The sequence below is a fragment of the Negadavirga shengliensis genome, from assembly GCF_042652345.1.
Classification (GTDB): Bacteria; Bacteroidota; Bacteroidia; order Cytophagales; family Cyclobacteriaceae; genus Negadavirga; species Negadavirga shengliensis.
In genome coordinates this window covers 33237-47288 of record NZ_JBHSJJ010000017.1, presented here as the reverse complement: position 1 = coordinate 47288, position 14052 = coordinate 33237, and the positions used below count along the sequence as shown (strand labels likewise).

Below are 14052 nucleotides of genomic sequence, written 5' to 3'. Positions count from 1 at the left end.
GGAAACAGTAACTATTGGTAATCGTCCGGATACTTCACTTCCACCACGGAATAATTCACCACGCCTCCCAGGGAAGGATTATGTTTTTTGATCACTACCCGGACCTTTATCAGATTCGGGTAAATCTTCAAAATATCCTGGACCATCAGATGCGCCAGGTGTTCCAGTAATTTCACCGGTTCCTGCATGTGGGACTTGGCTATCTGGTAAAGTCTGTAATAATCCACCGTATATTTCAAGTCGTCATCGATCATGGCCCGGTGAAAATCCGTATCCACCTGGATATCTACCGTAAACCGGTTTCCCAGTTTTTTTTCTTCGGAAAAAACGCCATGATAGGCATGAAACTCTATTCCTTCAAGTGCAACCCTACCCATCAGTCAAATTCGTCAAAAAAAGATCCCGACTTCCTTTTCTTGTCCTTATCTTCGCCGGTGGAACTGTCCAAAGGTTCCTCTTTGTCTTCATTTTCGGCATATTTTCCCTCCGGCTCTTCTTCCGGGATCTCGGGGGAGTCCCGGCGGTTCTCTGCATCAAAAGGTTTTTCCTCCGCGGGCGCCTCTTTCTCAGGCTGCTCTTCTACATATTCAGCCTTCCTGTCGTCTTCACGCCTATCTTCCTCGGTTATCTCATCCTTTTCCTCGAATTGGACCGCCTGTTGCTTTCTTCCCATACTTGAATAAGCCTTTTCTTTGCGCTGCAGCTCCTTAACAGCTTTGGAATGGACGGAAATATCCACGTCATTAAAAATCTCCTGGGAACTTTTGACATTGTCCAGGGTACCGGTGGCCAGCGTTTTCAGGTTCTTCAGAAGATTTTCCCGCTGGGTCATCAGTCTTTCATAGTTCTCCACCAGCACGGAAATATCCTCTTTAAGATCCTCTATGATGTTTTTGGCCTGTGATTCTGCCTCTTCCACCGTGTTTTTGGCCTTGTTTTTGGATTCCGCGCTCAGCGCATCCGCGTTCATCTGCGCTTCCTTCAGGATCAACTCGGCGGTTTTGTTGGCTTGTTCAATAATACTGGCGCCGGTGTCTTCCGCTGTCTTAAGGGTTTTGAAAAGCGACTCCTCCACTTCCCGCAATTTGGCAGCCTCCCGCTCCACTTGCTCGAATTTCATCTGAAGCATGTTTCGCTCTTCCATCATTTTCTCCCATTCTTGGGACAGAAAAGTCAAAAAGGCATTTACTTCATCTTTATCATATCCTCTGATTTTTTTTTCAAAGGACTTCTGACGAATGTCCAAAGGTGTTATCTTCATAGGGTTAAAGTTCTATTTCCCAGACGGAAATGGTATGGTCATCGCTCACCGCTACGATTTGCTGATGGTAAGCCGTCCATTTCACTTTGTTAATTGAGGTCCCATGACCTGCATGTCTGGCTTTATCAATGACTTTTAATAGTTTAAACTCGCGGGCATCCCATAACTTAATGGATTTGTCCATGCTACAAGTTACAAAATATCTGCCATCATCACGAAAAGACAGGTAATTGATTGCATACATATGTGCCACGATATCTTGGATCTCGCCAAAACCGTTTGTATCCCAAATCTTCAAATGGGCATCTCTCCCTCCGCTTATAAGCACCTTTCCGTCAGGGGAAAAGTCCAGGGCAAAAACCGAATTGGTGTGTCCGGCCAAAAGGGCCACCGGCTCCCAGTCTTTAAGCGAAAAAACTTTTACGGTGTGGTCACTGGAGCCTATTGCCAATTGCGAATGGGAAGGATCCATCGCCAAGACCCTCAGACTTTCTGTGCTTACTTTGATGTGTTTCAGAGGGGAGCGTTCCTTTAGGTCCAAAACCACCAAGACACCGTCACCGGTGGCAGCCAACAACAGATTTCCGACGATTTTTAGATCAAAAATGGCATTTGAAGTGATTTTCAAAGACCAGATTTCCTGTTTGCTCTCCAAGTCGATCGCATGGATCCCTTCGAAATTTTGGCCTATATACAATATACCCTGCTTTCTGTCCACACAAAGTGCATATACAGAAGCCGGTAGTTTTGCAAGCAGCCTGCCATCCCCGGGTTGAGAAAGATCCCACTCCACCACCATACCATCTCCGGATCCTGTATAAAACATGTGAGGGGCAATCCCATCCGTCAGTGCGAAAATTGAATGATTGTGGCCTGTAAGGGTATGAAGTTTATTTACTTGAATTTTTGACATATATTGCATATGTATTTTATCACCAAGCTCACTATTTTGGGTAAATATGCGAACAAAAATAGAAAAAATCAGTCCTTTGTCTGCGTTTGCTGTAAACAATATTCAAGAGCAGAACGGCGCATCGTTGGAATTTTTAAGTTTTCGGGAAAAATTGTCTTTCGCTAATATCAGTCATCCCCAAAAAAGAATGGAATGGAAAGGAGCGAGAATGGCCATTAAATCCGCTCTGGAAACCATCCAGCTGCCTTATCCGGGGTTTTATAAAGACCATCATGGAAAATCCCATCCGATGGACGGGTATGGCCATGTGTCCCTTACCCATACGGGAAATATGGCTGCGGCCATTTTTCATAAAGAGATGCCTGTGGGGATTGACCTGGAAAAGATCAGGGAAAAAACGGTCAAGCTCGGCCCCAAATACCTGGATATGGAAGAAATGGAATTTCTGGAAAATGACCCTTTTCTTTATACCATGGCTTGGTCCGCTAAGGAAACCATCTTCAAGTGTCAGGGAAGAAAGGGGATCAGCCTCAGGAAAAACATCCTGCTTCAGCCTTTCCGTAAGGACAGCACTACCATCAAAGGCAAGGTCTATGATTCGGGATTTGCCGATCACCATTATCTGGTGAAAGTGGAGGTGGAAAATGATACGATTCTCACGTACACCATTTGGTGAAGGTTTTGATTATCTTTGTTGCTAAACCGCTGTTTGCAATGAACAAGTTAGTGTTAATGACTGCCCTGTGTCTGATGGCTGCCCCTCTTTTAGGCCAGCGAATAGCTGATTTTGAGCTGATGGATGTGGTTTCAGGTAAGGGGTTTTCCCTTGAACAACATAGGGATTCGAAGGCCATTGTCATCGTTTTTTCCAGCGTGGGCTGTCCCTTCTCCAAACTTTACGAAGACAGGGTATTGGAGCTGCAAAAAAAATTCTCGGCTGAATCCGTTGCCTTCGCCTTCATTAACCCCCACACCGGACAGGGGGAAGATGAGAGCACTACAAAAATGGGGCAAAGGGCCAGAGAAAAAGGCTATACCCTTCCCTTCCTTGCAGACCCGGACCAGTCGGTTACAAAAATGATGGGCGTTTCCAAAATCCCCGAAGCTGTGGTGCTCACATCCGGGCCCACCGGCTACGCTGTCGCCTATAAAGGAGCCATAGACAACAATGCCCAGTCTGCCGAAAGCGCGTCCGTGCACTATTTGGATGCTGCTATCCAAAATATTCTCAACAGGAGACGACCAAGCCCCACCACCACCCGTGCAGTAGGCTGCAATATCAGGTTTCATTAAGCTTCCACGATTTCCAATAAAAGCTGGACTTCTTTGGCCTTGTCCATTTCCCCGATCTTTTCAAAAGAAAAAGCCAGGTTTCTCAACGTCCTTCTGATGATATGAATGGTTTCGCAGGGCTCAAAGTACTCCGGTTTGGGCGCTATCCTCAAATGCTCCAGATAATTGTGGATGTCCTGGCGCGTAAAAATCAAACCTTTGTTAAAAGCATTGATATAAAAACCAAGTTTTTCGGATTTATAGGTCAGCACAAAGAGATTGGGCAAGTTTACCCCATAAATGGGCAAGCCCAGCTTGTTGGCCACAAGAAGATATACCGCACATAAGCTGATAGGATTGCCCCTTTTGGTTTCCAACACGTTTTTTATCATGTTGTTACCCGGAGAATGGAAGTTCTTCGTATTGGCGGAAAATTTCAGGTCATTGAAGAGCACATTGTTGATGATCCTTATCTTATCATATGCGGGCAAATCGCTGTTAAAAGAAGTCCATACTTCGAAATAGATCTGCTGCATAGCGGCATTCAAATCCTCAAATTCCAATTCCGGATACAAATAGGTATTGATAATCCATAACCCGGTAAGCAAATCCCTGTCTTTGGAGGCATGCCACTGGTGAAGCCTTTGTTTCATGAGGTTAATTTGGAGCTCGTGCACCAATTCCTCAATTTCTTTCTGCAATTCGGGGTTGAAGCTGCTCTCCCATTTCCTTTCCAAAAATGGGATCACTTCGTTTCCCAAGGAAATGATTTTGTCCCGTACATGTTCTTTTACCTCCTGATCCGAATCATCCAATAAGGAAACCAAAGCATTCAGTTCATTTTCCGTCAGTTTGTGGCCCATTATCAAAGGAAAAGTAATTGGTTTTTCTTTGGGTGTCTGTAATGATTTACGGCTGTAGTCTCCATTAGGTTTGAATAACCCCTGGATTAAACTTCTCCGCGATAGGGGCATGGTCAGCAGCAGCTATGCCCATGCTGATCCATTGTCTGGTTTCCAATGGGGAAATCACTGCGTCTATCCACAGCCTTGAGGCGGCATAGTATGGACTCAATGTGTTTTCGTATTTTCGGGTAATCTCTTCCAACAGCTCTTTTTCATCCTCTTCGCTTATAACCTTGCCTGACTTTTTCAGTCCTGCTACCTTGATTTGCAGCAAGGTCTTGGCCGCTGATTCCCCACTCATCACAGCCATCCGGCCTGTCGGCCAGGAACAAATCAATCTGGGATCATAAGCTTTGCCACACATGGCATAGTTCCCCGCTCCATAAGAATTCCCGATTATTACCGAAAACTTGGGCACCACCGAATTGGCCACCGCATTGACCATTTTGGCGCCATCTTTAATGATGCCTCCATGCTCAGCCTTACTTCCCACCATAAATCCGCTGACGTCATGCAAAAACAGTAAAGGAATCTTTCTTTGGTTGCAGTTCATGATAAAACGCGCGGCCTTATCGGCTGAATCGGAATAAATGACACCCCCCATCTGCATTTCTCCCTTTCCGTTTTTCACGACCTGGCGCTGATTGGCGATGATGCCTACTGCCCAGCCTTCTATCCGTCCTGTCCCGCATATCAGCGTCTTCCCATATTCCTTTTTATACTGCCGAAATTCAGATCCATCCACCAAGCGTTCAATAATGGGCAGCATGTCATAGGGCTTGGATCTGTCCAGAGGAAAAAGCCCTAATATTTCCTCCATTTTCTTTGCTGGAGGCGTAGGGGTGTTTCTGTTAAAACCTGCCTTCTGCGGATCCCCTATCGTATCCATGATCTGCCGGATGGCGTCCAAACAATCCCGGTCGGAATCGTACTTATTGTCCGTCACCCCTGAGATCTGACAGTGGGTGGCGGCCCCGCCAAGGGTTTCATTATCCACCACTTCTCCTATAGCGGCCTTCACCAAGTAAGATCCTGCCAAAAAGATCGTCCCGGTCTTATCCACGATCAGCGCTTCATCCGACATAATGGGCAGGTAGGCTCCCCCGGCCACGCAACTTCCCATGATGGCAGCGATCTGGACAATGCCCATGGCAGACATTTTCGCATTGTTCCGAAACTGCCTGCCAAAATGTTCCTTGTCCGGAAAAATTTCATCCTGCATAGGCAAATAAACTCCTGCACTGTCGACCAAATAGACGATCGGAAGGCGGTTTTCCATGGCAATTTCCTGGGCTCTGAGGTTTTTTTTCGCAGTCATGGGAAACCATGCACCGGCTTTTACAGTGGCGTCATTGGCCACTACCACACATAATCTTCCCCGTATCCGCCCGATGACAGTAACCACCCCCGCAGAAGGACAGCCCCCTTCTGCTTCGTACATGCCATCAGCGGCAAGTGCCCCGACTTCCAGGTATTCACTCTCCCCATCCAATAAATAGCTTATTCTTTCCCTGGCAGTGAGTTTGCCTTTCTCATGTTCTTTTTGGATGCGCTTATCTCCTCCGCCCTTCTTTGCAAGCTCCAGTTTTTTTTTGAGCCGGTATATAAGCTGCCTGTGTTGGTCTTCGAGTTTGTTAAAAGCCACATCCATACATGAAAGATTATATAAAAATGAATATACGAAATTTCCGCCCCAGGTAGGTGCAGCTACCGCTTTTTCGTTGAATCCCCCGGTATCAATTCACTAAAGGGATTCTATTTCTTCTTTATAGGCCTTAATGGCTCTATAAATACCGGAAGCAATGTAAGTCTGACCATCCTTGCTGTTGAGATAACGCTCCTCATTGACATTGGATAAAAATCCGGTCTCAATAAGCACACTGGGCATACTGGTGGTCCATAATACATAGAAAGGCGCCTGTTTGACCCCTCTGGAATACCGGTTGACACGGCCGGAAAAATCCTTTTCTATCTTCTCTGCCAAGGACAGGCTATTGGCAAAATAAGCTTTTTGCATCAGGTTGAACATCATGTAAGACTCCGGTGACTGGGGATCGAAACCTTCGTAATTTTCCTGATAATCCTCCTCCAGCAGGATCACCGCATTCTCCCGCTTGACAATTTCGAAGTTGGCATTAAAGTTCTTATTCCCCATCACAAAAGTCTCCGTCCCGTAGACAGTGGTAGCGGCGGTGGCATTACAGTGGATGGAAATAAACAGGTCAGCCCGGTTGCGGTTAGCAATGTTCGCCCTTTCTTTCAACTCCAGAAAATTATCCGTTTTGCGGGTATAAATCACTTCCACATCCGGCAACAGCTCTTCGACATATTGCCCTACTTTAAGGGCCAAGGCCAAGGCCACATCCTTTTCCCGGGAGACCTTCCCGATGGTACCGGGATCCTTGCCGCCATGCCCCGCATCTATCACAATACGCCTTAGTTTAAATTCAGCGGTATGCTTTCCGGTAGGTATAAACCCACTGAAAAAAAGGAGGCTGGTAAGCAGGGAAATTAGAAGAATATTTTTAGCTCTGGTTCGTTCCATAAACGTTAATAACATTAACTTTACGCAAAATTTATAAATTTTTGAAGTAAACAGAAATAATCGGTGCAGAATATTAAGCTCGTTTTTCTATCCATAATCTTATCGGCCCTCGCACTCACAGGCCTATTTGGACAGGAAACAGGCAACAGGCCCTCGGAACGGGAACTTATTGCTCCTGACACCCTGATAAACCCTGAAGTGCTGCGCGATACGCTTTTGCCCGTCCTTCCTGACAGCATCCTGATAGTCACCCAAGAAGACCTGGAAAAATCCAGCGAGCAAGTGGGGGACATCGAAACGGTGATCAATTATTTCGCCGAAGACAGCATTGTTTCTGACTTTACCGCCAATAAGGTATTCCTTTACAATGATGCATGGTTCGAGTATGGTAATATACGACTGGATGCGGATTATATTGTGATAGATTGGGAAAAGAGTGAGCTGTATGCATCGGGGTTGAAGGACAGTCTTGGGGTGGTCCAGGGTACGCCTGTGTTTAAAGAGGGAGCCAGCGTCTACGAGATCAGAAAGGAGATGCGCTATAATTTTAAAAGCCAAAAAGCCATCATCTCCGATGTGGTAACCCAACAGGATGAGGGCTTGCTCAGGGGTGAAAAAGTGAAAAAGGGACAAGATGGCAGCATATATCTTCACAAAGGCTTTTATACCACCTGCGACCTTGTGGAACCGCACTGGCACATTTCCTCTGCCAAAATCAAATCCATCCGCGGGAAACAAGTCATTTCAGGACCTTTTAACCTCTATTTCAATAACATCCCCACACCGCTGGGGTTACCTTTTGGCATTATTCCGGATACCCCGGAGGAAAAAGAGTCCGGGATCATCTTCCCTTCTTATGGTGAAGAGCAGATAAGGGGGTTTTTCCTTCGCGAATTTGGATACTATTTTGCCTTCAACGATTATATACATACCAAAATCACCGGCGAACTCTATTCCAAAGGGGGATATGGACTTAAAACAGGTTCGGTTTACAATAAACGATACCGGTTCAAGGGTGGTTTTAATGTGGATTACCAGCGGTTCCAAAGTCCGGAGACTGCTGAGGTACCTTTGGAATATGATGCCTTTTGGTTCAGATGGAACCACACACCGGAGTCCAGGGGCAACTCCCGGTTTTCGGCTTCCGCCAACTTCGGCACAAAGTCCTACAACGACAACATCCTGAACCAGGCAAATTTCCAGCAAAACATGCAGTCGGACTTCTCTTCCAACATTGCCTATAGCAAGACTTTCGTGGGAACCCCCTTCAGCATGTCTGCCAATCTTAGGCATTCTCAAAACCAGGTGACGGATGAAGTAAACCTGCTCCTTCCTGATATCGCCATCAACATGAACCGGCAAAACCCTTTTCGCAACATCGGCTTCGAGCCTCTGAAAACGTTGAACATCGCCTGGAATTTTAATGCCCAAAACTCCATCAATAACCGCATCACGCCGGAATTTGGGGTGGACCCCAATCTCCAGCAAACACAAATTGAAGAGCTTGGCCGACCCGGGGCTCCCGATATTCTGCCATTTACCTTCGCCAATTTGCCCCAGTTGTTGCGGGAAGCGGAAAACGGATTCAGACACACGGTGCCGGTTTCGTCGAACTTCACCTTATTCCGCTTTTTCACAGGCACTGCCGCCATGAATTTCACAGAACTCTGGTACCTGGACAGAATCAATTACTATTACAATCCGGATGAACAGCGGGTGGATAGGATTCTTGAAAGCGGTTTTAACCGCATCAATTATTACAACGCTTCCTTTAACCTCTCCACCAATATTTATGGCTTCTACACTTTCAAAAAAGGGTCAAAAATAGAAGCCATCCGACACCATATGCAACCGACTTTTGGCTTTACCTCTACACCCGACTTTTCAAATCCCCGTTTCGGTTTTTATCAGGAGGTGCAGACCCATGCCGACGGGAGAACGCAGAGAATGTCCCGGTACCAGGGTTTTATCTATGGAGGAGCGCCCATGGGGGAAGCAAAATCTTTAAGCATCAACATCAGGAATGTGGTGGAAGCTAAAATCCGGACCGAGAGCGACACAGCAGAGGTCCAAACCAAAAAAATACCCTTGCTCCAGACACTGAACGTATCTACCAACTATAATTTTGCGGTGGATTCCTTTAACCTCGCCCCCTTGAATCTCAACACCCGTACCTCTTTGTTGGAAAACAAAATCTCTGTATTCCTCAGCGCCAATCTGGACCCCTATGCTACGGCCACTTTCCAACAAGGGGAGCGTGAAGTCACCAGAAGGATAAACGAATTTGCTTTCAGAAGAGGGCAGGGAATTGGAGCCATTAGAAGTGCCACTTTGAACCTTAACGGGAGCCTGAACCCCGGCCGGTCTGAGAGATCTCCCGGTGAAGTGAGGGACGAGCTGACCAATGATTTCCTTAACCAGGGAGGTCAGATGAATGAGTTTGTGCAGAATGAGATAGACCGGATAGCCAACGATCCGAGTCAATACATTGATTGGTCCATTCCCTGGAACATGACTTTTGGCTACAACCTGAGCTATAACAAGGCGGCTTCAGGAAACACCAACATCACGCAGGCCATCAATGTCTCAGGCGACATCAGTCTGTCGGACAAATGGAAGATCAACTTCAATTCCGGCTATGATGTGGCTGCTGCAAGGATTACCCAGACCATGGTTGGGATAGCACGGGACCTCCACTGCTGGCAGATGAACGTAAACTGGGTGCCCTTCGGAAGATTCACTTCTTACAATGTGGACATCAGGGTAAAATCCAACATATTAAGGGATTTGAAAGTATCCAGAAGAAGATCTTTCTTTGATTCTTTCTGATTCAGACCTTTGCCCGGCTGATGGGCATGGTCATGCACCTTGGCCCTCCCAAGCCCCTCGACAACTCAGAAGACGGTATTTCCAGCACCTCCACTCCTACATCCCTTAAAGCCCTGTTGGTGTACTTGTTTCTGTTATAGGAAATGACCCTTCTCGGCCCGATTCCAAACACATTCGCTCCATCATACCATTGTTCTCTCAAGGCATAGTCAGGATTCCCGTGACCTGTATGGATGATCTCTAAATGAGGGATTTCCTTTTGCAGGATCCCTAATAGGGATTCTTTCAGCACCGTCCTCTTGATATGCACCTGGTCTCCATTGTCTTCCTTCAGGGTATACAATGAAGTTTTTAGCACAGCCTGGAATGCATCGGGATAAGTCAGGATAAGGTTTTCATCCAATATGGTAAAGACCGTATCCAGGTGCATAAAATTCCGTTTTTTGGGGAGATGTACCTCATAAACCCTTTCCACCGTTCCTTCAGCGATCAGGCTCTTTGCTGCATGGTAGATCGCTTTTTCGTCCGTCCTCTCCGAGTTACCTATGGCGACAGCTTTTTCGGACAGTATGATGATGTCCCCTCCTTCTATAGATGCCGGGCTACCATGCCCGTCAATGGGATACCTTTGTACTATCTTATCTTTAAATTTGGGATGGTGTTCAAAAATTTTCCTCACCATGTTGGCTTCCCGCTGCCGTTCCTCCATCCTCATGCTGGAAAAAAATATGCCTCCAGGAGTAATGGCCGCCGTGTCACGCTGAAAATACAGGTTGGGGCTGGGAGGAATCAGAAATGCCAAATCCATCAGATTGTCCAGCCGGATATCCTTGACTTTCCGCTTTACTTCGTGGACCTTGATTCCGGCTACCAGAGCGGTCGCGCATTCTGAGGTGGAAAGCATCTCCATTAAGATTTCCGTAAGGTTTTCAAGCCTTGAGACAGACAGTGCCTCAGACATCAATTGGCACAAAAGCGCTTTGTCCGACAACACTTCCATAAGCAATTCGTGAAACAAATACACCTCAGCACCGGTGCTCTGTCTGATGAGCGTGGTAAAAAAATCGTGTTCGCGCTGCATCTCCTCCAGGTAAGGGACGTCTTCAAATAAAAGCAGTTTTTTATTGTAGGGCGTAAGCCGGTCTATCTCTTTCCCGGGCCTGTGCACCATCACAGATTTGAGTGTCCCATACTCTGAATTTATCCTTAAATCCATATCCTCTATTTTTTATTAATATAAAAATAATCTAATAAACTAGCTAAAAGATTATGGTCTTTGATGAAGCCCAAGTGGGTGTGAAATCATAAAGCAGCTAAAAAATGTAAATAGATAGGACAATGATGGTTCTCCCTGCTGTCATGGCCGTTGCTTTGCCCGCTACCTTGTTTGAAAGCATAGGGGACAGTAAGATACCGCTGGACCGGTTGCATCACGTTCTATTCCCCTTTTATTTAGCCTACCTGCTTATTTTTCCAGATCCAAAATATCCCTGATCTTATTGGCCTCTCTCATTTCCCCAAACAACCCCTGGACATCATCCTGGGCAATTTTATCCCTAAAAGCGGTCAGGTGCCGGATATAGCTATCCAAGGCCTCCAGCATATTGATTTTGTTTTCGAGAAAAATCGGGGCCCACATTTCCGGTGAGCTTTTGGCCAGCCTTACCGTGGAAGCAAAGCCGCTCCCCGCCATATCGAAAATATTTTTCTCATCCTGCATTTTATCCAATACCGTTTTACCCAATACAAAAGAAGATATATGGGAAAGGTGGGAAACGAAAGCCAAATGCAGGTCATGGTCATGGGGTTCCATAAACCTTAATTTCATGTTCAGAACCTCAAAAATATCATAGGCCAGTCCTTTCAGGTGCAAATTGGTTTTTTCCATTTCGCAAATGATCAATACTTTGCCGTCAAAAAGGTCCTCCACAGCAGCTTTGGGGCCTGAGTTTTCAGTGCCTGCTATGGGATGTACCGCCAGGTACTGCGCTCTCTTTGGATGATCAGCCATCTGCTGACAGATCTTTGCCTTGGTCGAACCAAAATCCATAATCAAGGTATTTGTCCCCACATGATCCAACGTTTGGGTCAACAAAGGATACAGGGAATCCACCGGAGTAGAGAGAATCACCACATCTGTATCCTTATCCGGGATGACCTTGTGCTCGGAAATCATTCCTGCCACTAGGGCCTCCTGCAAATGGCCGGGATTGTTATCGTGTCCAGTAATAATCCAGTCCGGCTTAGCCCGTTGGATGGCCAGGGCAAATGAGCCGCCCAGCAATCCTAATCCGATAATATGTATCTTTGTCATATACCAGTTATTTTTCTTTTATTCGATGTATGGCTTCCAATATAAGGGCTTCTTTTACACAAAGGGAAAACCTGATATAATTCTCTCCCCTGCTACCAAAAATCACCCCCGGCGTCACAAACAAATGCTTTTCATAAAGCAATTTATCTACCATCTCCAAAGCGTTTCCCTTCTCCGGGATCTTTGTCCAGACAAACATCCCGCTGGTATCCTTCTGATAGGTTAACCCCAGTTCATCGGCCAGTTCCAACACCAACTCCCTCCTACTGGCATAAACGGTATTTATCTCCTTTATCCAGCTTTCATCCAAACCAAGCGCTGCCGTCGCACCTTCCTGAATGCCTAAAAACATCCCCGAGTCCATATTGCTTTTTACCCTGAGTACCGCTTGCAGGTAATCCTCCCGTCCCATAAGCATCCCCACTCTCCAGCCAGGAATGTTAAATGTCTTGCTTAATGAGTTGAGTTCCAATGCATGATCTTTAGCACCGTCTGTAGACAATACGCTTATAGGTTCCGGATTTAGAATGAAGCTATAAGGATTATCATTTACCAGCAAAATGCCATTTCTTTTGGCAAAACTGATTAATTTAATAAAGAGGTCCCTACTGCCCCTGCTGCCTGTAGGCATATGGGGATAATTCACCCACATCAGTTTTACCTTCTCCAGGTCCATGTTTTCCAGCGCCTCCCAGTCGGGTTCCCACTGGTCATTTTCCAGCAGATCATAATATACCGGCTTCGCGTTGAGTAATTTTGTAACCGAGGTATAAGTAGGGTAGCCCGGATTGGGAATCAATACCTCGTCCCCCTCATCCAAAAAGGCCATAGAAATGTGCATGATGCCCTCTTTGGACCCCATTAGTGGAAGGATTTCTTTATTGGGATCTAGGGAAACGCCATAATGACGTCGGTAAAATCCCGCCATGGCCTCCCTCAGCCGCTGGCTACCCTGATAAGGCTGGTATCCGTGGGCTCCCGGATCATCGGAAGCATTTTTTAAAGCAGTGACCACGAGAGAATGGGGTGGCAAGTCGGGACTGCCTATTCCCATATTGATAATGGGCTTACCGGCTTCCCGAAGCTGCTGGACCTCTTTCAGTTTTTTGGAAAAATAATATTCCTGAACCTCGCCAAGTCTTTGTGAAAAACCTTTCATTCTTTTCTGTTTTGGTATTCGCCGAATATTTTCACCTCACCATAAGATTGCCGGATTTTTCCTATGGCTTCTTTGAACTCAGAAAAATCCCCTATTAAGGTATCAATAAAAAAAGCATATTCCCAGGGTTTGCTGATCACAGGTATGGACTGGATTTTGGTCAGGTCCAGGTCATGCTCGCTCATAATGGTAAGGAGTTTGGCCAAGGCTCCTTTTTGGTTGTGTATGGTAATCTTCATACTTGCTTTGGTAGGGATAACGTCCTGTTTGGGCTTCTCACGCTGCAGCACGATGAATCTGGTGAAATTGTTTTTTACAGTCTGTATATCCGAAGCCAATATTTCCAAACCATAAAATTCGGCTGCCTTCTTGCTGGCCACTGCTGCCACTCCTTTTTTTTGGCTATCGGCAATAACTTTTGCCACATAAGCGGTATCCACATCATCCACAAGCTTTATAGCTGGCAGGGCAGCAAAAAACACCTTGCACTGTAAAAGCGCCATAGGATGTGACCGGGCTTCTTTGATGTCCTCCAGTTTCTGGCCGGGCAAAGCCATCAGGTTATGGGAAATGGGTAAATAACATTCATCCCTCACAAAAAGATCGTGCCGGTCTATGATATCATAGTTAGGCAAAATGGCCCCCGCAATGGAATTTTCGATCGCCATCACCGCAAAATCCGCATTCCCCGACTCCACGCTTTTGGCCACCTCCTCGAAGGTGTTGAAACCTGCCACTTCTATGTCTTCGCCAAAATACTGTTGGGCCACCTGGTGATGAAAAGACCCTAACACTCCCTGAATCGCTATTTTTAAGTTATTCTTGTCCAAGTTGTATATGATTTCGGATGGTCA

The 14052-nt window shown here is 46.2% G+C and carries 13 protein-coding genes; 3 read left to right on the top strand and 10 right to left on the bottom strand.

Annotated elements, in window-relative coordinates; translation table 11 throughout:
* Positions 1 to 11 precede the first annotated feature (11 nt).
* The 3 genes from folB to ACFPFU_RS21730 are packed head-to-tail and all read right to left on the bottom strand — an operon-like array spanning position 12 to position 2174.
* Positions 12 to 377 (bottom strand): dihydroneopterin aldolase, encoded by a 366-nt coding sequence (gene folB, locus ACFPFU_RS21740; RefSeq protein WP_377068098.1) that lies wholly within the window; start codon positions 375 to 377, stop codon positions 12 to 14.
* Positions 377 to 1261: a DivIVA domain-containing protein gene (locus tag ACFPFU_RS21735; RefSeq protein WP_377068096.1), complete on the bottom strand. Its 885-nt coding sequence runs from the start codon at positions 1259 to 1261 to the stop codon at positions 377 to 379. Before ACFPFU_RS21735 ends, folB begins: the two co-directional genes overlap by 1 nt.
* A gap of 4 nt (positions 1262 to 1265) precedes the next feature.
* Positions 1266 to 2174 (bottom strand): WD40 repeat domain-containing protein, encoded by a 909-nt coding sequence (locus ACFPFU_RS21730; RefSeq protein WP_377068094.1) that lies wholly within the window; start codon positions 2172 to 2174, stop codon positions 1266 to 1268.
* Between the two features lie 46 nt (positions 2175 to 2220).
* On the opposite strand from ACFPFU_RS21730, the gene ACFPFU_RS21725 reads away from it, so the two are divergent.
* Together ACFPFU_RS21725 and ACFPFU_RS21720 are read left to right on the top strand one after the other, a co-directional pair.
* Positions 2221 to 2850 carry a 4'-phosphopantetheinyl transferase family protein gene (locus ACFPFU_RS21725; protein WP_377068092.1) on the top strand — a complete coding sequence of 210 codons (630 nt, stop codon included), beginning with the start codon at positions 2221 to 2223 and terminating at the stop codon, positions 2848 to 2850.
* Between the two features lie 38 nt (positions 2851 to 2888).
* Entirely contained in the window at positions 2889 to 3467 is a 579-nt protein-coding gene (locus tag ACFPFU_RS21720) for a redoxin domain-containing protein (protein WP_377068090.1), read from the top strand.
* Here ACFPFU_RS21720 and ACFPFU_RS21715 read toward each other — a convergent pair.
* The 3 genes from ACFPFU_RS21715 to ACFPFU_RS21705 all read right to left on the bottom strand — a co-directional run bounded on the left by ACFPFU_RS21715 (position 3464) and on the right by ACFPFU_RS21705 (position 6896).
* A complete protein-coding gene (locus ACFPFU_RS21715; protein ID WP_377068088.1) occupies positions 3464 to 4309 on the bottom strand; it encodes a transglutaminase-like domain-containing protein in 846 nt (281 codons plus the stop codon). The genes ACFPFU_RS21720 and ACFPFU_RS21715 overlap by 4 nt on opposite strands.
* A 64-nt stretch (positions 4310 to 4373) precedes the next feature.
* Positions 4374 to 6002, bottom strand: coding sequence for an acyl-CoA carboxylase subunit beta (locus ACFPFU_RS21710; RefSeq protein WP_377068086.1), 1629 nt, complete (start codon positions 6000 to 6002; stop codon positions 4374 to 4376).
* Between the two features lie 93 nt (positions 6003 to 6095).
* Positions 6096 to 6896, bottom strand: a complete 801-nt coding sequence (locus ACFPFU_RS21705; protein WP_377068084.1) for an N-acetylmuramoyl-L-alanine amidase family protein — start codon at positions 6894 to 6896, stop codon at positions 6096 to 6098.
* Positions 6897 to 6959: 63 nt separating this feature from the next.
* On the opposite strand from ACFPFU_RS21705, the gene ACFPFU_RS21700 reads away from it, so the two are divergent.
* Positions 6960 to 9725 carry a putative LPS assembly protein LptD gene (locus ACFPFU_RS21700; protein ID WP_377068082.1) on the top strand — a complete coding sequence of 922 codons (2766 nt, stop codon included), beginning with the start codon at positions 6960 to 6962 and terminating at the stop codon, positions 9723 to 9725.
* 1 nt (position 9726) lies between these two features.
* Here the strand turns inward: ACFPFU_RS21700 and ACFPFU_RS21695 are convergent, their stop codons facing one another.
* From ACFPFU_RS21695 to ACFPFU_RS21680, 4 genes are all read right to left on the bottom strand, one after another.
* Positions 9727 to 10941, bottom strand: coding sequence for an arginine deiminase (locus ACFPFU_RS21695; RefSeq protein WP_377068080.1), 1215 nt, complete (start codon positions 10939 to 10941; stop codon positions 9727 to 9729).
* A gap of 249 nt (positions 10942 to 11190) precedes the next feature.
* Positions 11191 to 12039, bottom strand: coding sequence for a prephenate dehydrogenase (locus ACFPFU_RS21690; protein WP_377068078.1), 849 nt, complete (start codon positions 12037 to 12039; stop codon positions 11191 to 11193).
* Positions 12040 to 12046: 7 nt separating this feature from the next.
* A complete protein-coding gene (locus tag ACFPFU_RS21685) occupies positions 12047 to 13198 on the bottom strand; it encodes a pyridoxal phosphate-dependent aminotransferase (RefSeq protein ID WP_377068076.1) in 1152 nt (383 codons plus the stop codon).
* A complete protein-coding gene (locus ACFPFU_RS21680; RefSeq protein WP_377068074.1) occupies positions 13195 to 14028 on the bottom strand; it encodes a prephenate dehydratase in 834 nt (277 codons plus the stop codon). Before ACFPFU_RS21680 ends, ACFPFU_RS21685 begins: the two co-directional genes overlap by 4 nt.
* Positions 14029 to 14052: the final 24 nt, after the last annotated feature.

Coding starts and splice junctions, on each gene's coding strand:
- ACFPFU_RS21720 (WP_377068090.1), top strand. CDS start 2,889: ATGAACAAGTTAGTGTTAATGACTGCCCTGTGTCTGATGGCTGCCCCT.
- folB (WP_377068098.1), bottom strand. CDS start 377: ATGGGTAGGGTTGCACTTGAAGGAATAGAGTTTCATGCCTATCATGGC.
- ACFPFU_RS21725 (WP_377068092.1), top strand. CDS start 2,221: ATGCGAACAAAAATAGAAAAAATCAGTCCTTTGTCTGCGTTTGCTGTA.
- ACFPFU_RS21710 (WP_377068086.1), bottom strand. CDS start 6,002: ATGGATGTGGCTTTTAACAAACTCGAAGACCAACACAGGCAGCTTATA.
- ACFPFU_RS21705 (WP_377068084.1), bottom strand. CDS start 6,896: ATGGAACGAACCAGAGCTAAAAATATTCTTCTAATTTCCCTGCTTACC.
- ACFPFU_RS21690 (WP_377068078.1), bottom strand. CDS start 12,039: ATGACAAAGATACATATTATCGGATTAGGATTGCTGGGCGGCTCATTT.
- ACFPFU_RS21735 (WP_377068096.1), bottom strand. CDS start 1,261: ATGAAGATAACACCTTTGGACATTCGTCAGAAGTCCTTTGAAAAAAAA.
- ACFPFU_RS21730 (WP_377068094.1), bottom strand. CDS start 2,174: ATGTCAAAAATTCAAGTAAATAAACTTCATACCCTTACAGGCCACAAT.
- ACFPFU_RS21695 (WP_377068080.1), bottom strand. CDS start 10,941: ATGGATTTAAGGATAAATTCAGAGTATGGGACACTCAAATCTGTGATG.
- ACFPFU_RS21685 (WP_377068076.1), bottom strand. CDS start 13,198: ATGAAAGGTTTTTCACAAAGACTTGGCGAGGTTCAGGAATATTATTTT.
- ACFPFU_RS21715 (WP_377068088.1), bottom strand. CDS start 4,309: ATGGGCCACAAACTGACGGAAAATGAACTGAATGCTTTGGTTTCCTTA.